Genomic DNA, 18,840 nt, shown 5'->3' on the forward strand with positions numbered 1-18,840 from the left:
TCCGTGAGGTTCCGTCGGGCGAACTGCTCGATCTCGCGAACCAGTCGTTCCTGCGACCATCCGCGCGCTGTCCGCGCACTCCGAAGTCCCGCACTCACGGGCCCACCTCCCGGCGTTGGCTTGCCTCACAACACCTTGTCAGCCTGACGCACGTTGCCGCAGGTCAACAGGGGTTAACAGGCCGAAAGTTAAGCCCTGTTGGCTACCGGCGACCCTGCCTCTAGAGGTCTTCTGGAAATGCACCGCGGCGGTTCGACCGCCACCCGAACCAGCGAACCACCTTGACACTGGTGCGCACCAGATGCAGTCTATTGGTGCGCACCAGATGACGGGCGGGTCCCGGAATCACGGTGTGCGAGGCAGCGCCCGGACGCACGGCCCGGAGGACGCGCTGTGGAGAACTCAACAGAGTGCCGACCCAGCCGCATGAACACGTGCGGTCGATGGGTGCGGGTCACCATCCCGACCGTCCATGTCGGGCCGGGTGACCTGCCCTGATCCGCCCCCTCGGGGCGGTGACTGGCATTGCGTGATCTGACATCCGCAGAACTTTCGCGGCATCTGCCGCTTCGAACCTCAGCCCTCCGCCGCGCTGCTCGCGGCGGCCGGTTGCCTCCGCTGTTCGTCTCGTACGAGCAGCGCTGAGGGGAGCCGGAACCGACTCCAACGGCAAGCGGCTCCCGGGGTGCCACCCGGGAGCCGCGTTCGGGCCGTTCCTCGCTGGAAGGAACCACGACCCATGAACCACATCGTCACTGTTCAGGACGCTGTTACCGCGTTCGAGCCGTGGATGGAACCCACGGCCGCCGAGCTGGACGCGATCGAGCAGGAGATGCCCGTGATCCTCGCGGACGTCGACCTGCTGGACGCGCACATCGTCACCCTCGACCGCACGCCGACCGAGGTGGACGAGCGGCGCATCCGCCGGGCCCGCCGCCGCGCGCTGGCCGCCCGGGTCGCGCTGGTCAACCGCGCGGCTGGCGCGTCCGCGCCGGGGGGTGCCGCCTGATGTCCCGCTTCGACCTCACCGAGTTCGACCGCTGGACCATCGTCGCCGCCCGCCAAGCCCTGGCGGCTGCGGGGAGCGTGGACCTGCTGGACGGCAGCGCCATGGCCCGCATGATCGGCCGTCTCGAAGTCGCCGTGGAGCGGCTGATCGAGATGGTCGACGAGACGCCCTCCGGGAACGTCGTCCGGTGCCCGGCCGCGCACCCGGAGGACCCGACGCCGTGCGGTGGCCCGGTCGTCGTGACCATCATCGACAAGGACAACGCCGGCGCCGACGGATGCGAGCACCACGCCACCCGCATGATGGCCTCGATCGCCGACGCTCGCCCGGTCGCCAAGCCCGACGCCCCCGCCGGGGTGGCCCTGCGGATCTTCCGCGCCGCCCACCACATGCACCCCTTCCCGTGGCTGGAGGGGCGGTCATGAACCTTCACCGCAAGGGCCGCACCGCCCTCGTGCTCGCCCTAGTCGCCGTGGTAGGCATGGCTTTCCGTGTGTCGTGGAACGCGCTGCGGGACATCGCCGGCGCGGTCGGCGCGGACGCCACCGCGGCGACGCTCTACCCGTTCGTGGTCGACGGCCTGATGGCGCTCGCCCTGGTCGCCACCCTCGTGCTCGCCGATAACGCCCGCCGCTTCGCCCTGCGGGTGCTCGGGGCCTACACGATCGCTTCGCTCGTCCTGAACTACGTGCACGGGTTGGTCCCGGAGCTGCACGGCCGATCGGTCGACTGGTCGCGGCTGGCGGAGTGGGACCCGGCGAACTGGGCGCTCGTGCTGCTGGCCACGTCGCTGCCGGTCGGGTCGATCTACTTCGGCTCCGATCTGGTCGCCAAGGTGCTGCACCACCGCCCCAACCCGATTGCGGCGCGGGTCGCGAATGCGGAGGAATCGACCGAGACCGACACGAAACGGTCTACGGCTGACCTCCCGGTATCGACCCCGGCACCGATCACCCCGAACATGACGGTGCTGCCCCGGCCGGTGGCCGTCGGCTTCCTGAAGTCGACCCTCCCGGCCAAGCCGCCCCCCTCGATCACCCCGGTCCCCGCGCCGATCGAGCGGCGTGCGGTGGCGGCCGAGTCGACCCGGCCGCGCCGTGCCACGGGCCGTGTCCCGGCGGTGGCGAAGTCGACCCGGCCCAAGCGCACGCCGGAACAGTTGCTCGCCGAAGCACGGCAGGCGACGGCCGACTGGCCGGACGCGAAGGTGACCGCCGAGGGCATCCGGCGGGTGGTGCGCACGTCCCCGGCCAACGCGCGGGCGCTGCGGGACACCCTACGGGCGGAGCGCGCCGGGGCGGCGGCATGAGCGGCCTGCGCATCGGTTCGCTCTGCTCGGGTTACGGCGGTCTGGACATGGCCGTCCAGGCCGTGTTCGGCGGCTCGCTGGCCTGGGTCGCGGACAACGACGCCGGAGCCTGCCGCATCCTCGCCCACCACCACCCGCACGTGCCGAACCTCGGCGACATCACCGCCACTACCTGGGACGAGGTGGAACCGGTCGACATGGTGACGGGCGGCTACCCCTGCCAGCCGTTCAGCTCCGCCGGCAAGAGGAAGGGAACCGCTGATGAGCGGCACATCTGGCCCGACATCGCCCGTGCCCTTGGGGTTCTACGACCCCGACTCGCGGTGTTTGAGAACGTCGCAGGGCACCTTTCTCTCGGATTCGACTCCGTCCTTGGAGACCTTGCCGCCCTCGGGTTCGATGCGCGGTGGTGCACTCTTCGCGCATCTGACGTGGGAGCGGCTCACCAGCGCAAACGCCTCTTCGTCCTCGCCTGGCCTGCCGACTCCGGCAGCACGGGACTGGAGGGGCGGCGGGCAGCGCGGGCAGCTTCCGACCGCCGTCGGCTCGCTCCTGCCGACCCCGTCGACCTCGGAGAACACCGGAGCCGGACACGCGGCCCAGGGCGGGATGAACCTGCGTCACGTCGTCTCGCTGCTGCCCACCCCGCGCGCGTCGGAGAACGAGAACCGGCAGACCAAGCGCAGCCCCTCGCAGGAAGCGGGCACGCACGGCAAGAGCCTGGCAGCCGAGATGGGCTCACTCCTGCCGACCCCGCGGGCGTTGGACGGCGCCAAGGGTGCGGTCTCGCGCACGGAGGCGACGGACCGGCGGGTGCGGTCGGGCAGGGCGAATCTGCCCGAGACGGCGGTGAGTGCGTTCCCGACACAGGCGCCGGGTGGGGCGAGTACGCCGAAGCGGTCGCGCGGTGGGAGGCGGTCCTCCAGCGCCCCGCCCCCGGGCCAGTTGACGCTGTGGGACGGCTGAGCCCCGCTTTCGTCGAATGGCTCATGGGCCTGCCCGCCGGACACGTCACCGACGTCCCCGGCCTGTCCCGCTCCGCACAGCTCAAAGCTCTGGGCAACGGCGTGGTCCCGCAACAGGCCACGGCCGCGCTGCGCTTCCTCGCCCCCGCCGCCCTCCCCGCCCGTGCCGCCTGACCATCCCCAGCCTTCGAGGAGTAGCCAACCGATGCGCAACGCCGACATCCGCCGCCTGGACCGCGCGATCCAAGCGACACAGAAGAAGCTCGAAGCGGTCCGCCGGGGCGAGTGGTGGCCGCTGAACGGCAGTGAACGCCGGGCCATGGCCCGCTCGCTCGCCGTCGGCGGCTACAAGGTCGCCCGGGGCCGCAGTGCGGGCCGCGAGGAACAGCGCATGGACGCCACCGGCAACAGTGCCGAGATGCGGCTGAACGCGGAGCTGACCGCCCTGCACGGCGAGCGCCAGCGCCTCCTCACCGAGGCCGCCCGCGAGAAGGCCGCCAAGAAGTCGTCCGGCTGGTTCTGAACAGCTCTTTCCGTACCGGGGTGACCGCTCTTTCCACGGACCCGGCCACCCCGGCTCACTCCCTCACTCCCGCCCCTCGAAGGGGCAGTCAGGAGCAGTTCCAGCATGTCTGAGAACGTCGTTCACCTCCACAAGGCCACCGACCCCCCGACCCCGGATATGGCACCGACCGTGCTCACGGTCGTGCCCGACGCGCCGCCCGCGCGGCCCGTGCCACTGTGGGTCCGCTCCGGCCGCGCTGTGAAGACGGCCGCCACCCACGAGACGACCCGGGCCACGGTCCGCGCGGCAGCCCGGCACGGCCTCTACACCCTCAACGGCGGGCGGATCGTGGCCCGCCGCGCGTGGGACGGCCGCACCGGCTCGCGCTACGAGCGGATGATCCGCGCGGCGGAAGCCGCCGGGAACCTCGAAGCGGCCGAGGAGTGGGAAGAGCGGCTGCAGCGCTTCCGCGCCGCCCGCCACCACCGCCGCATGGACCTCCTGCACTCCCCGGTCGAGGCCGCCAAGGGCGTCGCCGTCGGCGCCGGCATGAGCATCGGCGTCCTGGTCGCCCTCGGGATCGTCATGGCCATCAACACCGGCCAGGCCGGGGACGTCATCACCCCGCTCGCGGCAACCATCGACTTCATCGCCCTGCTGATCCGGATCGTGCAGGTCGTATGGGGTCCGGCGCTCACGATCGGCCCCTTCCTGGCCCTGCTCGCACTGTGGTCGGTCGGCCGCAAGCAGCAGGCCGCGCCGAACTGGGCCCTCCCGGCGAACGTCCGCAACGGCGAGGGTGAGCCGATCACCCCGTCCATCGTGGTCAAGGCCCTGCGCGACCTCGGCGTGCCCGCCCTGGCCCGGGCCATCAAGGAGATGGGCGACGCCGGCGCCTCGATGCTCGGCCCGATCCGGATCGCCGGATGCGGTGTCGAGGTCGACGTGACCCTTCCCTCCGGGGTGTCGACCAACGAGGTGCAGAACAAGCGGCGCAAGCTTGCCGAAAACCTGACCCGGCACGAGCACGAGGTGTTCATCACCATCCCGCAGGCGGCGCGGACGGTGCGGCTGTGGATCGCCGACTCGGGGGCGCTGGACGAGCCGATCGGCCCGTCTCCGCTGGTCACCGACGAGACGATGACCGCCGACTACACCAAGGGGAAGGCGCCGTGGGGTCAGGACCTGCGCGGGGATGCCGCCGCCCTGTCCCTCTACCAGCGCCACCTCCTTATCACTGGCCTGTCGAACCAGGGCAAGACCGTGGCCCTGCGCTCCCTGGCCCTGTGGCTGTCCCTGGACAAGTCCGTGCAGTTCCTCATGGGCGACCTCAAGGGCGTGGGCGACTGGGCCATGTTCGACGGCCTGGCCACGACGCTGATCCAGGGGCCGACGGATGAGCACGTCATCCAGGTGACCGAGATGGTCGAGGGCGCGGTCGACGAGATGAACCGCCGGATCCAGGCGCCGCCCGGGACGGTGTTCCCACCACTGATCGTGCTGGTCGACGAAGCGCAGGTCGCGTTCATGTGCCCCGCCAAGGGCACGGGCAAGGACAAGCGGCCCTACGGCGGAGCGAAGGCCGATTCCCGGTACTTCATGGCCGTGCGCAAGATTCACAACCAGGGCCGTGCCGTGAACGTGCTGATGTGGCAGGGCACGCAGGACCCGACCAACGAGAACCTCCCCAAGCTCGTGCGCGAGGGCGCCCACACCCGCGCATCCCTCGCCCTCGGCACCGAATCCCAGGCCCGCATGGCCCTCGGGGACAAGGCCGTCGACGGGGGCGCCGCCCCGAACCTGCTCCGGCCCGGGCTGGACCGGGGAACCCTGGTCGTGGCCTCCGACGGGATCAGCATCCCGGCGGGTCAGTCGTCCATCACGGTGCGCACGCACTACATCGACGACGACGCCGCCAAGGCCATCACCGACCGGGCCAAGGCCCTGCGCGACGGCGTCACCACCCTGCACGCCATCGACCGCAGCGCGGAGCACGACCCACTCGCCGACATCGCCGCCGTCATCGGCGACGCCCCGCGGGTGCGGACCAAGGACGTGCTCGCGCGGCTCGCCGCGCGCAACGCGGACGCCTACGGCGGTTGGTCGTTCCTCGACCTCAAGCGCGTCCTCGACGACGCCGGCGCGGAGCCGTACAAGTCCGACGGCGTCATGGTCGTCTCCCGCGACCGGGTGGCCCGCGCGCTCGCCAACCGCGACGACGCGGGTTCCGCTTCCGCCGACTGACGGCAGGGAGCGAACGACCGGCGGGACAGGGAGGCAGGGAGAACTCCCTATCCGCCTCCCTGACCCGCATCCCTGGCCCTGACCTGCGTGAATGATCGCTCAGGGAGTCAGGGAGGCACGCAGGTCACACCCCCCGAACACCCCCCTGCAGAGCACCCCGAAGGGGGTGTCTCTGCCTCCCTGGCCCCCGGCCGGAAGGGATTCCGCATGTACCCCGAGCACACCCCGCACGTGCCCGCACAGCGGGCCGTGGAAGTCCACCAGCCCACCCCGTACCCGCCCGCCGTGCCCGCCCCGGCGCCGGTCGTGCCGGTGCAGCCGAACGCCGTTCCGGCGGTGGCGAGCGTGGTCCTGCCGGACGGCCGCGTCGTCACCGGCTACGCCATCAACCCCGCCCACCCCGAACCGGCCGCCACCGCACCGGCCGTCTCCCGCACGGCCGTGAACATCGCCCTCGGCGGCGCCGGGTTCCTCGCGGTGTGCGGCGGGCTGGTCCTGCTCACCTCGTTCATCGCCGCCCTGACCGCGTTCATCACCCAGCTCATCATCCTGGCCGCCGTGATCTTCGGCGGATGGATCGCCGTGCAGCTCTTCAGCACGCGCGGCCACCAGGGCGGCACCACCGTGAACATCCGCAAGGCCGTGATCAAGCGCAACCACTTCCACGGCTAGCTACGCCAAGGGCGGCCCCCCTTCCGCCAAGAACGCGGGGCCGCCCTTGCTCGCCAGAACCCGTCAAGGAACTGGAGATACCCCAGCATGACGCAACCCACGCCCTACCCGCAGCACACGGCGCTGAGCCTCGCAGCGTCCGGCGTCCCCGTGCTGCCCCTGCGCCGGGGCAAGGTCCCATTCGGCAACTGCACGACGTGCGCCGACAACGCGTGCGGCGGCCGACCGAACATGAAAACCCCGGGCCCCTGCCGGTGCGCGGCCCCCTGCCACGGGTGGGCCGCCGCCACCACCGACCCCGCCGTCATCGTCTCCCCCGAATGGGCGGCAGCCTGGCGGCAGGCCGTGTGCGTCGCCTACCACCCCGGCGGCGCCGGACTGACCGTCCTCGACCTCGACGACGCCGACGCCATCGCCTGGGCCCGCACCGCCCTGCCCGCCACCCGGACCGTGCCCACGACACGCGGCGAACACTGGATCTACCGGGGCGCCATGACCTCCCGCAACGCCGTGCGGCCCGGGGTCGACATCAAGTCCACCATGGCCTACGCCCGTTGGCTCGGGCCGGGCACCGGAACCATCGCCGCTCTGCCGGACGTGGTGCGTGCCCTGGCAGTAAAGGAGCCGTCTCCCGCCCCCAAGTCGCCACAGGCGCTCTCAGGGCTCCTGAGGGGCGGGCAGGGGGAGTGTCCGCACCGCACGCCCGTCTTCCTGGAACGGGGCGTCGCCATGGCGGAGCAGCGCATCACGGAGGCGTCCAGCGCGGTCCACGCGACCGTGTACCGCACGTTCCTCGCGGTGCTGTCCCGGCACGGCCGGTGCGGCTGCCTCACCGACACCCACGTCGCCCGCCTGTTCACCGCCGCGCAGGCCAAGGGCGAGACAGCCCGGCACTGCACGGACGCGTGGACCAACGCCCTGACCGCTTTGGGGATGTGAACCGTGTCCGAGGACGAGAAGACGCCGGGTCGCGAGGTCATCACCGACTACGCGCAGGCCCATTTCCGCTACTTCCGCACCGTCGACGGCACCGTCTACGCCCAGCGCAACGGCCACCCCGTAGCCCGGCCCATCCGCTCCCAGGGCACCACCGGAAGCCACCGCCAGGAACTCATGGTCGGACTCTTCCGCGACGGCATCGGCGTATTCAACGGCACCGCCTTGAAGGAGGCACTGGACTTGATCGAAGCACTCGCTCTCTCCCAGGACGTGCAAGCCACCCACATCCGCGTGGCACCCGGCTCGGACGGGGCCACCTGGCTCGACCTCGGCCGCGACGACGGCCAGTCCGTGCGCATCCACCCCACCGGCTGGACCATCGCCATTCCCGACCCCGCAGAGGTCTGCTGGCGCCGCACCCAGCTCACCGGCGAACTGCCCCTGCCCGCCAAGGACACGGGCGGGCAGGGCATCGACGCCCTGCTGAGGCTGACCAATTTCGCCACCCCGGACACCGAATGCCTGGCGCTGGCCTGGCTCGTCGGCTGCCTGGAACCCGGCGTCCCCGTCCCCGCACCGTTCCTCACCGGCCCCCAGGGCGCCGGCAAGTCCACCGCCGGCCGCATGCTCGTGCGCATCATCGAGGGCATGAGCGGCGACCTGCGCCGCGCCCCCAAGGACGAGGAAAGCCTGATCACCGCCGTGGCGGCAGGCTGGATCACCGCCCTGGACAACCTCTCCCACCTGGCCCCCGACCTGTCCGACCTCATGTGCTGCATCGTCACCGGAGCCGAGTCCATCAAGCGCGCCCTGTTCAGCGACGGCGACGTGTACCGCTCCCGCTACCGCCGCCCCCTCCTGCTGACCGGCATCGACGTGGGCGTGATCCGGCCCGACCTCGCCGAACGCCTCCTGCCCCTGCGCCTGGAACGGCCGACGGTGCGGCGCACCGAAGCGGAACTGTGGGCCGACTTCACCACCGCCCTGCCCGTCATCCTCGGCTCGCTCCTCGACCTCACCGTCAAGGTCCGCGCCGCCACCGCCCCCACGCCCACCGACCTGCGCATGGCTGACTTCGCCCACCTGTGCGCGCAGTTCGACACGGCCACCGGCCTCGCCTCCCTGCCCGCCTACCGGGCCAGCCTCGACGACCTCAACGACGACGTGATCGAGGGCGACCTGCTGGCACAGACCGTCCTGCACCACGCCGCCGGACTCGAACCGGGCGCAGAGCAGCGTATGACCTCTTCCGAATGGCTGGACTGCCTCAGCCGCCTTCACAGCGGCGAGGACTGCCGCCCTCTGCCCAAGGGGTGGCCCACCACCGGCAAAGTCCTCTCCGACCGGCTCAAGCGGCTTCAGCCCACGTTCGCCGCCCGTGGCGTGGTCATCGACTGGGGACGCACCAGCGCCGCCCGCTACATCTCCATGACCCGGCCCCTGCCCGAGCCCCTGCACCAACAGGGCTCCCTGCACTGACCGCGCTCTCGGCCGCACGACAAGCAAGAGGAGCACCCGGCGCCCTGGTGCTCCTCTTGCTGTTCGGCGACAGCCGCCCCAAGAACGCGCCGCGAAGCGGCTCCTTCTTCAACACCGCCGCCGCACCACAAACAGAAACCCCCCCTCTCTTTTGTCCTAAGAGAGAGCCCCTGCGTCACCGCGTCATCCGTCACCCCCATGACGGCCCCTGACCTGCGCGAATGAGCGTGACACAGGCACTCGAAACCCGCGTCACACCGCGTCACCCGCGTCACAGCCCCGTGACACACGCACCCGACGGTGACAGACACCCGACACCGCCGAGTCACGCAAACCCACAGGTCACAGACCCGCATGACGCGTTTGACGCAGTGACGCAGAAATCCGCACCTCGGACACACCACCACCCCGAGACCACCAAACCGAGGAGTAGCAACCATGGCCCGCCCCAAGATGCTCAAGCTCCCCGAAGTCCTCGAAGAGATCGAAATGAGCCGCGCCGCCTTCTACCGCATGCGCGCTCGCGGCAAGGCCCCCAAGCTCATCAAGCTCCCGAACGGGCATATCCGGTGTCGCCGTAGCGACCTGGACGCGTGGTGGGCCACGCATGAAATCGCTGCCTGATCCATGACCGCACCGGAGGGGCCCCACCACGGGGCCCCTTTCGTAGGAAGGCCCTCGATGGGGAAGACGTACGACGTTCGGATCTGGTCCGTCCGCCAGCGGAAGGATCGTGGACAGACCTCCGCAGAGCTGCGCTGGAAAACGGGCGAGACGCCTCACTCGCAGACGTTCCGCACCAAGACCCTGGCAGAGGGCCGCCGCGCCGAGCTGCTGCGGGCGGCTCACGCTGGCGAGCCGTTTGACGAGTCCACCGGGGCGCCGCTCTCCGAGTTGCGCCAGCGCAACGATGTCAGTTGGTACCAGCACGCCCGCGAGTACATCGAGATGAAGTGGCAGCACTCCCCCGGCTCCACACGCCGGACACTCGCTGAAGCCATGGCCACCGTTACGCCCGCCCTCGTCAGGGACACCAAGGGCATGGCTGATGCCCAGACGGTACGGACGGCCCTCTATAGCTGGGCATTCAACGTGGGCCGCCGTGGCCAGGAGCCCCCGGACGACGTGGCCGCCGTGCTGTCATGGTTCGAGCGGAAGTCCCTGCCCACGTCCGCGCTGGCCGACCGCATGCAGGTACGCGCCGCCCTCGACGCCTTGACCAAGAAACTGGACGGCACCACGGCGGCGGCGTCGACCATCCGCCGAAAGCGGGCAATCTTTCACAACGCCCTCGGCTACGCCGTTGACGCCGGACGCCTAACGGACAACCCCCTGCCACAGGTGCAGTGGAAATCCCCGGAGCAGGTAGCGGAGGAACTGGACCCTGCCTCAGTACCGGACCCGCGGCAGGCACTCGCCCTGCTCGATGCCGTGCGTGCGCAGAGCCCTCGCGGGCGGCGCTTGGTCGCGTTCTTCGGCTGTATGTACTACGCGGCGGCACGGCCGGCGGAAGTCATCGGCCTCCGTCTCCAGGACTGCGAACTGCCCCGCCGGGGGTGGGGCACTCTGCGACTCCGGGAAACCCGCCCGCGCTCGGGGTCGGCCTGGACGGACAGCGGGGAGGCGCACGACCGGCGAGGGCTCAAGCACCGGCCCCGGAAGGCAGTCCGCACCGTGCCGATCCCGCCCGATCTCGTGAACCTGCTCCGGTGGCACGTCACCGCATACGGCGTCGCCCCCGACGGGCGGCTGTTCCGGACGCAGCGTGGCGGACTCATCCAGGACACCGGATACGGCGAAGTATGGGCGGAGGCCCGTGCGCGTGCCCTCACGCCCGCTCAGTGCTCCTCACTGCTGGCCAAGCGTCCATATGATCTGCGCCACGCCGCCGTGTCCACGTGGCTCAGTTCCGGCGTGGAGCCACAGGAGGTGGCCGCCCGCGCCGGCCACAGCGTGGCCGTGCTGTTCCGGGTCTACGCCAAGTGCCTGGACGGCGGCGCCGCCACAGCGAACGCCCGGATCGAGCGGGCGCTGAAGAACGGCAGCTAGGACGCCCGGAAGCTGCCCCACGCCTGCCCCACACGGACTGGTCAGCACCCGAATCAGGATGAGACACACTGGGAAAAAGCACCCATAACGATCAGGTCGTGCCCGTCAACGCCGAAAGGGCCTGCGATCAGCATTGCTGCTGGTCACAGACCCTTTCGGTCTTGTGGCGGCGCCAGGATTCGAACCTGGGAAGGCTGAGCCGGCAGATTTACAGTCTGCTCCCTTTGGCCGCTCGGGCACACCGCCAAGGTTTGCTGCCCTTCGTACCGTCTTGCGGCGGTGCTCCGTGGCAACGACGTAAACAATACCCGATACGGAGGGGTGCTTCGCCACCCGATTGATCTCCACCCCTGGCGCGGCGGGTGGCTAGGCTTGTCCGGATGCGGCCGAGAACCCCTGCCGGGCTCGGCGGCCGCCCACGTATGCCGGTACGGACCCGCTACGCGGCCCGACACGCACCCCAGATACAAGGAGCCACAGGACATGGCCGACTCCAGTTTCGACATCGTCTCGAAGGTCGAGCGGCAGGAGGTCGACAACGCCCTCAACCAGGCCGCCAAGGAGATCTCCCAGCGCTACGACTTCAAGGGCGTGGGCGCCTCGATCTCGTGGTCCGGGGACAAGATCCTCATGGAGGCCAACTCCGAGGACCGGGTGAACGCTGTCCTCGACGTCTTCCAGTCCAAGCTGATCAAGCGCGGCATCTCGCTGAAGGCTCTGGACGCGGGTGAGCCCCAGCTCTCCGGCAAGGAGTACAAGATCTTCGCGTCCATCGAGGAGGGCATCTCCCAGGACAACGCCAAGAAGGTGGCGAAGATCATCCGCGACGAGGGCCCCAAGGGCGTGAAGGCCCAGGTGCAGGGCGACGAGCTGCGGGTCAGCTCCAAGAGCCGCGACGACCTCCAGACCGTGATCTCGCTGCTCAAGGGCAAGGACTTCGACTTCGCGCTGCAGTTCGTCAACTACCGGTGACCCACCGGGGTGGGCGCCCCCGGGGTGCCCACCCTTTTCGCTGCCCGCCCGGTCCGGGCGGCGCTCAGTCGCGCGAGTTGCCGAACAGGATGCGGTAGGCGATCAGGAGGACCAGCGAGCCGCCGATCGCCGCCGCCCAGGTGGCGCCGTCGTAGAAGTCCTTGCTGATCGGGTGGTCCAGCCAGCGGGCCGATATCCAGCCGCCGATGAACGCGCCCGCGATGCCGATGAGGGTCGTGCCGACGAAGCCGCCGGGGTCGCGGCCCGGCAGCAGGAGCTTGGCGATGGCTCCGGCCAACAGTCCCAGGATGATCCAGCCGATGACGGTCATGCCGTGACCCTGCCCTTTCTCACTGTGCCCGCGCTGTCCGAGCGCTGTGGGCTCGTACCTCCGCGTGTGTTCATGTCTTCCTGGTCAGGAGGACGTTCCGGGTGCTCCCGGCGGTTGCATCGGTCAGTAGGGTGCGGCGCATGACACCAGCGGGTCCGGAACTTCGGCGCACCCTGGGCGTGGGCGACGCGGTGGTCGTGGGGCTCGGTTCCATGATCGGCGCCGGGATCTTCGCCGCCCTGGCGCCCGCGGCGCGCGCCGCCGGGTCGGGGCTGCTGCCCGCCCTCGCCGTGGCCGCGGTGGTGGCCTACTGCAACGCCATGTCGTCGGCGCGGCTGGCGGCCCGGTATCCGGCCTCCGGCGGCACGTACGTCTACGGACGCGAGCGGCTCGGGGAGTTCTGGGGGTACCTGGCCGGCTGGTCGTTCGTCGTCGGCAAGACGGCGTCCTGTGCCGCCATGGCGCTCACCGTGGGCGCGTACGTCTGGCCCGGGCAGGCGCACGCGGTGGCGGTCGCGGCCGTGGTGGCGCTGACCGCGGTGAACTACGGCGGCATGCGGAAGTCCGCACGGCTGACGCGGGTGATCGTGGCGGTGGTCCTGGCTGTCCTCGCTTCCGTGGTGGTGGTGTGCCTCGGGTCGGGGCGGGCCGGTGCCGGACGGCTGGACGTCGGACTGTCGGGTGGTGCCGACGGCGTGCTGCAGGCGGCCGGGCTGCTGTTCTTCGCCTTCGCGGGGTATGCCCGGATCGCCACTCTCGGCGAGGAGGTGCGGGATGCGGCGCGCACCATTCCGCGCGCTGTTCCGCTGGCTCTGGGCATCACGCTGGCCGTGTACGGGTGTGTCGCGTCTGCTGTCCTCTCCGTGCTGGGGCCGGTGGGTCTCGGCCGGGCGTCCGCGCCGCTCGCCGACGCGGTCCGGGCGGCCGGCGTGCCGGAGCTGGCTCCGGTCGTGCGGGCGGGTGCCGCCGTCGCCGCGCTGGGCTCGCTGCTCGCCCTCGTCCTGGGTGTTTCGCGGACGACCCTGGCCATGGCCCGGGACCGTCACCTGCCCGGAGCGCTGGCCGCGGTGCATCCCAGGTACCGGGTGCCGCACCGGGCCGAACTGGCCGTGGGTGCGGCGGTCGCCGTCCTGGCCGCCACGGTGGACGTGCGGGGAGCGATCGGGTTCTCGTCCTTCGGCGTCCTGGTGTACTACGCGGTGGCCAACGCGTCGGCCTGGACGCTGGACTCGGTGCCGACGGCGCGGGTGGTACCTGCTCTCGGGCTGGTCGGGTGCGCGGTGCTGGCGTTCTCCCTTCCGGTGGTTTCGGTGGGCGTGGGCGTGGGGGTGCTGGCGGTGGGCGTGGTGGCGTACGCGGTGCGGGGGCGGCCGGCTCCGCGGTGAACCGCCGAGGCCCGGTCGGGACCGGCGGCTGCTTCGGTGCGTCTCTGTGGGGTCACGTCCGTCGCCGTGGACCATGCCGCCGTACGTGTGGGCGGTGGGCCCGCGGGGCCGTGTCCCGCCCCGCGGCCGCCTCGGCCTCGCCCTGACGGCGGGCGCGGGGGAAGTCCGGCCCGGTGCGTCGGTGTTGCGGGCCCCGGTGCCCGTTCGGGTCGGCAACTGCTCGTACTCGGTCATGCGTTCATGATGCGAGCCGCGGCCGGTCTTCGCCCGGGCCTGTGGACAACCTCGCGGTTGTGGAGAACCGGCGGCTTCTGCCGGGTCCTTCCCGGGGCTACCAGCCGTTCCTCTGGGTGCCGGCGGTGGCCGTGAACGGCTGGTCCGTGCGCACGATCTCGCGCCCCAGCGGGAGCAGCGAGACCGGGATCAGCTTGAAGTTGGCGATGCCGAGCGGGATCCCGATGATCGTGACGCACAGGGCGATGCCGGTCACGATGTGGCCGATCGCCAGCCACCAGCCGGCGAGGACCAGCCACAGCACGTTGCCGACGCAGGAGGCTGCTCCCGCGTCGCGGCGCTCGACCGCCGTGTACCCGAAGGGCCACAGGGCGTAGACGCCGATGCGGAACGCCGCGATGCCGAACGGGATGCCGATGATGGTGATGCAGAGCAGCACGCCCGCGGCCAGGTAGCCGAGGAACAGCCAGAAGCCGCTGAGGACGAGCCATATGACGTTGAGGATGGTCTTCATTGCTGACGACCTGCCATCTTCTCGAGCCGGGCGATTCGCTCGGCCATCGGCGGGTGGGTGGAGAACATCTTCGACAGCCCCTGACCGGGGCGGAACGGGTTGGCGATCATCATGTGGCCGGCCGTCTCGAGCCGGGGCTCCGGGGGCAGGGGCAGCTGCTTGGTGCCCGCGTCGAGCTTGCGCAGCGCGCCTGCGAGGGCCAGCGGATCGCCGGTGAGCTGGGCCCCGGACGCGTCGGCCTCGTACTCCCTGGAACGGCTGATCGCCAGTTGGATGAGGCCGGCAGCGAGCGGGCCGAGGAGCATGATGAGGAGCATGCCCAGGAGGCCGGGGCCGTCGTCGTCGTCCGACCGCCCGATCGGGATCAGCCAGGCGAAGTTGACCAGGAACATGATCACGGAGGCGAGGGCGCCGGCGACCGACGAGATCAGGATGTCGCGGTTGTACACGTGACTGAGCTCGTGTCCGATGACCCCGCGCAGCTCGCGCTCGTCGAGCAGGCGCAGGATGCCGTCCGTGCAGCACACGGCGGCGTTGCGCGGGTTGCGGCCGGTCGCGAAGGCGTTCGGGGCGTCCGTCGGGGAGATGTACAGGCGGGGCATGGGCTGGCGGGCCTGGGTGGAGAGGTCCCGGACCATGCGGTACAGAGCCGGGGCCTCGAACTCGCTCACCGGGCGGGCGCGCATGGCGCGCAGGGCCAGCTTGTCGCTGTTCCAGTAGGCGTACGCGTTCGTGCCCAGGGCGACGAGGACGGCGACGACGAGGCCCGCTCGGCCGAAGAAACTGCCGATGACGATGATGAGCGCGGACAGTCCCCCGAGGAGTACTGCGGTCCTGAGCCCGTTGTGCCGGCGGTGCACCGTGCGCCCTCCAGATCGTGCAGCAGGGGAACCCTTCGCTTGCTGGTCTCGCTCGCTGTGGTTGCTTCCCGGTCTCCGATGCCCCTGGGGTCGTGCTGTCACGTCCAGTGGACCCTTCCGTACTGGTCAACGCCAGGCGACGGCCACCAGTTCCCCGGCGGGCACGGCCGCGCGCGTGGTCCGTCCGGGTGGCGGCCCGGCATGCGACACGCGCGCGTGGGGGCCGAGTGCCCCACGCGCGCGTGCCGATGCGCGGCCGCCGCTCAGAAGAGTCCGGTGCCGGCGAAGCGCAGGATCAGCTGGGGGGCTCCGGACAGGGCGACGGCGAGGACGGCGGTCGCGGTGATCGCGGCGGTGAGCGGGGTGGGCAGGCGGTGCCGCACGGCCTCGCCCTCGGGTGCGCGGAACAGCAGGGCCGTCCACTGGAGGTAGTAGAACAGCGCGATGACGACGTTGGCGGCCATGACGACGGCCAGCCATCCGAGGCCCGCGTCGACGGCCGCGGAGAAGACGGTGACCTTGGCGAAGAGGCCGATGATGCCGGGCGGCAGCCCGGCGAGGCAGAGCAGGAAGAACGCGAGGAGCAGGGCGGTCAGCGGGTTGGTCGCGTACAGGCCGCGGTAGTCGGCGACGCGGTTGAGGGCCCTGGTACGGCCCACCAGTGCGGCCACCGCGAAGGCGCCGAGGTTCACGGCGGCGTACATCAGGGCGTAGGCGACCGTGGAGCCGATCGACCGCTCGGGGTCGTCCGAGTACCCGGCGGCGGCGATCGGCACCAGGAGGTAGCCGGCCTGGCCGACGGACGACCAGGCGAGCAGCCGTACCGCGCTGTACGCGCGCGTGGCCTGCTGGCGCAGGGCTCCGACGTTGCCGACGGTCATGGTGAGCGCGGCCAGTACGGCGAGGGCCGGTCCCCAGGCATCGGCGTAGGACGGGAGGGCGACGACCGTGACGAGGATCAGGCCGGAGAAGCCGACCGCCTTGCCGACGACGGACAGGTAGGCGGCGATCGGGAGCGGCGCGCCCACGTAGGTGTCGGGCACCCAGAAGTGGAAGGGCACGGCGGCCGTCTTGAAGGCGAAGCCGACGAGGGTGAGGACGACGCCGGTCTGGGTGAGCGTGGTGAGCTGCCCGTCGACGTGCTGGACGCGGTCGGCCACCTGGGTGAGGTAGAGGGTGCCGGTGGAGGCGTACACGAAGCTGATGCCCATGAGGCTGACCGCGGTCGCGGTGACCGAGGACAGGAAGAACTTCAGCGCGGCTTCGGAGGAGCGCCGGTCGCCGTGCCGGAGGCCGACCAGGGCGAAGGCGGGCAGGGAGGCGACCTCGAGTGCGACGACGAGGGTCGCGAGGTCGCGGGAGGCCGGCAGGAGGGCGGCGCCGGCCGCCGAGGAGAGCAGCAGGAACCAGAACTCGCCCTCGGGCAGCCCCCGGTCGGCGTCCTTCACGGCGGTGACCGAGAGCAGGGCGGCGAGGAGCGCGCCGCCGAGGACCAGGAACTGGATGGCGAGGGTGAAGGTGTCCGCTGTGTAGCTGCACACGTCGGCGTCGCCGGTGAGGCAGAAGGTGGAGCGGTCGTCGCCCACGAGGGGCAGCAGCAGGAGCGCGGAGGCGGCGAGTCCGGCGACCGCGATCCAGCCGAGCAGCGCCTTGCGGGCGTCCGCGACGAACAGGTCGGCGACGAGGACGACGAGCCCCACGACCGCGGCGAGGGTGGGCGGCGCGATGGCGAGCCAGTCGACGGACTGGACGAGGTTCTGGGCCAGGGGCTCGGCCAGCGGCTGGGCCAGGGAGCTCATCGGGTGCCTCCTGAGAGGAGCTGCTGCACGGCCGGGTCGGTCAGCCCGAGCAGCGTCTTGGGCCACAGCCCGGCGACGACGGTGAGGGCGACGAGCGGGGTCCAGGCGGCGAACTCGTACGTGCGTACGTCGGTGAGCTTCGGGGCTTCCCGCGGGACGGCGCCCATGCAGACGCGGCGGACCACGATCAGCATGTACGCGGCGGTCAGCAGGGTGCCGAACGCGGCGATCGCCATGAAGGTGAGGAAGGCCGGACGGCTGAGGTCGGCCCGGGGGTCGAAGGCCCCGAACAGGGCGAGCATCTCGCCCCAGAACCCGGCCAGGCCCGGCAGGCCGAGCGAGGCGACCGCGGCGAAGGCGAGCAGGCCGCCGAGGCGCGGCGCCTTGCCGTACAGGGCGGCGCCGGTCTCCTCGGCCAGGGTGTCGAGGTCGGTGGTGCCGGTGCGGTCCTTCAGGGCGCCGACCAGGAAGAAGAGCAGGCCGGTGATGAGGCCGTGGGCGATGTTGGCGAACAGTGCGCCGTTGACGCCGGTCGGGGTCATGGTCGCGATGCCGAGCAGCACGAAGCCCATGTGGCCGACGGAGGAGTACGCGATGAGGCGCTTGAGATCGCCCTTCGCGCCCCGTTTGGCGAGGGCCAGGCAGGCCAGGGAGCCGTAGATGATCCCGACGACGGCGAAGGCGGCGAGGTAGGGCGCGAAGGTGCGGAAACCGTCCGGGGCCACCGGGAGGAGGATGCGGACGAATCCGTACGTGCCCATCTTCAGCAGGACGCCGGCCAGCAGGACCGAGCCGACGGTCGGCGCGGCGGTGTGGGCGTCGGGCAGCCAGCTGTGCAGTGGCCACATCGGTGTCTTCACCGCGAGCCCGACGCCGATCGCCAGAACGGCGATGACCTGCACGGATGTGGTCAGCGACCGGCCGTTGTCAGTGGCGAGTGCCACCATGTCGAAGGTGCCCGCCCTGATTCCGATCAGGAGCAGGCCGAGCAGCATGACGACGGAGCCGAGCAGCGTGTAGAGGATGAACTTCCAGGCGGCCTGGGCCCGTCCCTCGCCGCCCCAGCGGGCGATGAGGAAGTACATCGGGACGAGGACCGTCTCGAAGGCGAGGAAGAACAGGATCAGGTCGAGGACGGCGAAGGTGGCGAGGGTGCCGGACTCGAGGACGAGCAGCAGTGCGACGAAGGCCTTCGGGCTCGGGCCCGCGGGCAGCTTGAAGTACGAGTAGAGCGCGCACAGGAAGGTCAGCAGCGCGGTCAGGACCAGCAGGGGGAGGGAGATGCCGTCGATGCCGAGGTGGATGCGCACGTCGAGTGCGGGGATCCAGCTGATGTCCGTGCCGGCCTGCATCGTCGACGGGCGGTCGTGGTCGAAGCCGAGCACGAGGACGATCGCGGCGAGCAGGACGACGCCGGTCACGGTGACACCGTGCCGCAGCACCGCCTGGTCGGGTGACTTCCCCTTCAGTCCGGGCGGGGCCGGCAGGAGAGCGGCGGCGGCGCCGAGGAGCGGGCCGACGACGACGAACGCCAGAAGGAACTGCATCACGGACTCGTTGATATCGATCACGCC

The 18,840-nt window shown here is 71.0% G+C and carries 19 protein-coding genes, 1 tRNA gene and 1 pseudogene; 15 read left to right on the plus strand and 6 right to left on the minus strand.

Features of this window, described 5'->3' with window-relative positions:
• Positions 1-739 precede the first annotated feature (739 nt).
• The 13 genes and pseudogenes from ACGF3H_RS22455 (at position 740) to ACGF3H_RS22515 (ending at position 11,171) form a co-directional block, all read left to right on the plus strand.
• Positions 740-1,009 carry a DUF6284 family protein gene (locus tag ACGF3H_RS22455; protein ID WP_362489354.1) on the plus strand — a complete coding sequence of 90 codons (270 nt, stop codon included), beginning with the start codon at positions 740-742 and terminating at the stop codon, positions 1,007-1,009.
• A complete protein-coding gene (locus tag ACGF3H_RS22460) occupies positions 1,009-1,434 on the plus strand; it encodes a hypothetical protein (RefSeq protein WP_362489352.1) in 426 nt (141 codons plus the stop codon). The genes ACGF3H_RS22455 and ACGF3H_RS22460 overlap by 1 nt, the downstream gene beginning before the upstream one ends.
• Entirely contained in the window at positions 1,431-2,318 is an 888-nt protein-coding gene (locus ACGF3H_RS22465) for a DUF2637 domain-containing protein (protein WP_362489350.1), read from the plus strand. Before ACGF3H_RS22460 ends, ACGF3H_RS22465 begins: the two co-directional genes overlap by 4 nt.
• 47 nt (positions 2,319-2,365) lie before the next feature.
• Positions 2,366-2,743, plus strand: a pseudogene (locus ACGF3H_RS22470) (DNA cytosine methyltransferase); the annotation flags it as partial.
• Between the two features lie 184 nt (positions 2,744-2,927).
• The gene (locus ACGF3H_RS22475; protein ID WP_362489673.1) at positions 2,928-3,284 is read left to right on the plus strand and encodes a hypothetical protein; all 357 of its coding nucleotides are present in this window, start codon (positions 2,928-2,930) and stop codon (positions 3,282-3,284) included.
• Complete coding sequence (locus ACGF3H_RS22480; protein ID WP_362489672.1) at positions 3,272-3,457, plus strand: hypothetical protein; 186 nt, start codon at positions 3,272-3,274, stop codon at positions 3,455-3,457. The genes ACGF3H_RS22475 and ACGF3H_RS22480 overlap by 13 nt, the downstream gene beginning before the upstream one ends.
• A gap of 31 nt (positions 3,458-3,488) precedes the next feature.
• Positions 3,489-3,806, plus strand: coding sequence for a hypothetical protein (locus ACGF3H_RS22485; RefSeq protein WP_362489348.1), 318 nt, complete (start codon positions 3,489-3,491; stop codon positions 3,804-3,806).
• A gap of 105 nt (positions 3,807-3,911) precedes the next feature.
• On the plus strand, positions 3,912-6,032 hold the full coding sequence (locus ACGF3H_RS22490; protein ID WP_362489346.1) for an FtsK/SpoIIIE domain-containing protein: 2,121 nt from the start codon (positions 3,912-3,914) through the stop codon (positions 6,030-6,032).
• A 207-nt stretch (positions 6,033-6,239) separates the two neighbouring features.
• Complete coding sequence (locus tag ACGF3H_RS22495) at positions 6,240-6,704, plus strand: hypothetical protein (RefSeq protein ID WP_362489344.1); 465 nt, start codon at positions 6,240-6,242, stop codon at positions 6,702-6,704.
• Between the two features lie 87 nt (positions 6,705-6,791).
• Positions 6,792-7,643 carry a bifunctional DNA primase/polymerase gene (locus ACGF3H_RS22500; RefSeq protein ID WP_362489342.1) on the plus strand — a complete coding sequence of 284 codons (852 nt, stop codon included), beginning with the start codon at positions 6,792-6,794 and terminating at the stop codon, positions 7,641-7,643.
• 3 nt (positions 7,644-7,646) lie between these two features.
• Complete coding sequence (locus ACGF3H_RS22505; RefSeq protein ID WP_362489340.1) at positions 7,647-9,122, plus strand: ATP-binding protein; 1,476 nt, start codon at positions 7,647-7,649, stop codon at positions 9,120-9,122.
• 438 nt (positions 9,123-9,560) lie between these two features.
• Complete coding sequence (locus tag ACGF3H_RS22510) at positions 9,561-9,746, plus strand: helix-turn-helix domain-containing protein (protein ID WP_308884014.1); 186 nt, start codon at positions 9,561-9,563, stop codon at positions 9,744-9,746.
• 57 nt (positions 9,747-9,803) lie between these two features.
• Positions 9,804-11,171: a tyrosine-type recombinase/integrase gene (locus ACGF3H_RS22515; RefSeq protein WP_362489337.1), complete on the plus strand. Its 1,368-nt coding sequence runs from the start codon at positions 9,804-9,806 to the stop codon at positions 11,169-11,171.
• A gap of 164 nt (positions 11,172-11,335) precedes the next feature.
• Here the strand turns inward: ACGF3H_RS22515 and ACGF3H_RS22520 are convergent.
• Positions 11,336-11,417, minus strand: a tRNA-Tyr gene (locus ACGF3H_RS22520).
• A gap of 237 nt (positions 11,418-11,654) precedes the next feature.
• Here ACGF3H_RS22520 and ACGF3H_RS22525 point away from each other — a divergent pair.
• Positions 11,655-12,143: a YajQ family cyclic di-GMP-binding protein gene (locus ACGF3H_RS22525; protein WP_362489335.1), complete on the plus strand. Its 489-nt coding sequence runs from the start codon at positions 11,655-11,657 to the stop codon at positions 12,141-12,143.
• A 64-nt stretch (positions 12,144-12,207) separates the two neighbouring features.
• Here ACGF3H_RS22525 and ACGF3H_RS22530 read toward each other — a convergent pair whose 3' ends face one another.
• Complete coding sequence (locus ACGF3H_RS22530; RefSeq protein ID WP_362489333.1) at positions 12,208-12,474, minus strand: GlsB/YeaQ/YmgE family stress response membrane protein; 267 nt, start codon at positions 12,472-12,474, stop codon at positions 12,208-12,210.
• A gap of 140 nt (positions 12,475-12,614) precedes the next feature.
• On the opposite strand from ACGF3H_RS22530, the gene ACGF3H_RS22535 reads away from it, so the two are divergent.
• Positions 12,615-13,859, plus strand: a complete 1,245-nt coding sequence (locus tag ACGF3H_RS22535) for an APC family permease (protein ID WP_362489331.1) — start codon at positions 12,615-12,617, stop codon at positions 13,857-13,859.
• A gap of 331 nt (positions 13,860-14,190) precedes the next feature.
• Here ACGF3H_RS22535 and ACGF3H_RS22540 read toward each other — a convergent pair whose 3' ends face one another.
• The 4 genes from ACGF3H_RS22540 to ACGF3H_RS22555 all read right to left on the minus strand — a co-directional run bounded on the left by ACGF3H_RS22540 (position 14,191) and on the right by ACGF3H_RS22555 (position 18,837).
• Complete coding sequence (locus ACGF3H_RS22540; protein ID WP_362489329.1) at positions 14,191-14,607, minus strand: YccF domain-containing protein; 417 nt, start codon at positions 14,605-14,607, stop codon at positions 14,191-14,193.
• Positions 14,604-15,467 (minus strand): zinc metalloprotease HtpX, encoded by an 864-nt coding sequence (gene htpX, locus ACGF3H_RS22545; RefSeq protein WP_362489327.1) that lies wholly within the window; start codon positions 15,465-15,467, stop codon positions 14,604-14,606. The genes ACGF3H_RS22540 and htpX overlap by 4 nt, the downstream gene beginning before the upstream one ends.
• A gap of 263 nt (positions 15,468-15,730) precedes the next feature.
• Positions 15,731-17,266: an NADH-quinone oxidoreductase subunit N gene (locus ACGF3H_RS22550; RefSeq protein ID WP_362489325.1), complete on the minus strand. Its 1,536-nt coding sequence runs from the start codon at positions 17,264-17,266 to the stop codon at positions 15,731-15,733.
• Entirely contained in the window at positions 17,263-18,837 is a 1,575-nt protein-coding gene (locus ACGF3H_RS22555) for an NADH-quinone oxidoreductase subunit M (RefSeq protein WP_362489323.1), read from the minus strand. The genes ACGF3H_RS22550 and ACGF3H_RS22555 overlap by 4 nt, the downstream gene beginning before the upstream one ends.
• Positions 18,838-18,840 lie beyond the last annotated feature (3 nt).

Source organism: Streptomyces sp. NPDC048185, from assembly GCF_043202495.1.
Classification (GTDB): Bacteria; Actinomycetota; Actinomycetes; order Streptomycetales; family Streptomycetaceae; genus Streptomyces.

Bases quoted from the DNA above. Each gene is read 5' to 3' on its own strand.
- ACGF3H_RS22455 (WP_362489354.1), top strand. From the start codon at position 740: ATGAACCACATCGTCACTGTTCAGGACGCTGTTACCGCGTTCGAGCCG.
- ACGF3H_RS22460 (WP_362489352.1), top strand. From the start codon at position 1,009: ATGTCCCGCTTCGACCTCACCGAGTTCGACCGCTGGACCATCGTCGCC.
- ACGF3H_RS22465 (WP_362489350.1), top strand. From the start codon at position 1,431: ATGAACCTTCACCGCAAGGGCCGCACCGCCCTCGTGCTCGCCCTAGTC.
- ACGF3H_RS22475 (WP_362489673.1), top strand. From the start codon at position 2,928: ATGAACCTGCGTCACGTCGTCTCGCTGCTGCCCACCCCGCGCGCGTCG.
- ACGF3H_RS22485 (WP_362489348.1), top strand. From the start codon at position 3,489: ATGCGCAACGCCGACATCCGCCGCCTGGACCGCGCGATCCAAGCGACA.
- ACGF3H_RS22490 (WP_362489346.1), top strand. From the start codon at position 3,912: ATGTCTGAGAACGTCGTTCACCTCCACAAGGCCACCGACCCCCCGACC.
- ACGF3H_RS22495 (WP_362489344.1), top strand. From the start codon at position 6,240: ATGTACCCCGAGCACACCCCGCACGTGCCCGCACAGCGGGCCGTGGAA.
- ACGF3H_RS22500 (WP_362489342.1), top strand. From the start codon at position 6,792: ATGACGCAACCCACGCCCTACCCGCAGCACACGGCGCTGAGCCTCGCA.
- ACGF3H_RS22510 (WP_308884014.1), top strand. From the start codon at position 9,561: ATGGCCCGCCCCAAGATGCTCAAGCTCCCCGAAGTCCTCGAAGAGATC.
- ACGF3H_RS22515 (WP_362489337.1), top strand. From the start codon at position 9,804: ATGGGGAAGACGTACGACGTTCGGATCTGGTCCGTCCGCCAGCGGAAG.
- ACGF3H_RS22525 (WP_362489335.1), top strand. From the start codon at position 11,655: ATGGCCGACTCCAGTTTCGACATCGTCTCGAAGGTCGAGCGGCAGGAG.
- ACGF3H_RS22530 (WP_362489333.1), bottom strand. From the start codon at position 12,474: ATGACCGTCATCGGCTGGATCATCCTGGGACTGTTGGCCGGAGCCATC.
- ACGF3H_RS22535 (WP_362489331.1), top strand. From the start codon at position 12,615: ATGACACCAGCGGGTCCGGAACTTCGGCGCACCCTGGGCGTGGGCGAC.
- ACGF3H_RS22540 (WP_362489329.1), bottom strand. From the start codon at position 14,607: ATGAAGACCATCCTCAACGTCATATGGCTCGTCCTCAGCGGCTTCTGG.
- ACGF3H_RS22550 (WP_362489325.1), bottom strand. From the start codon at position 17,266: ATGAGCTCCCTGGCCCAGCCGCTGGCCGAGCCCCTGGCCCAGAACCTC.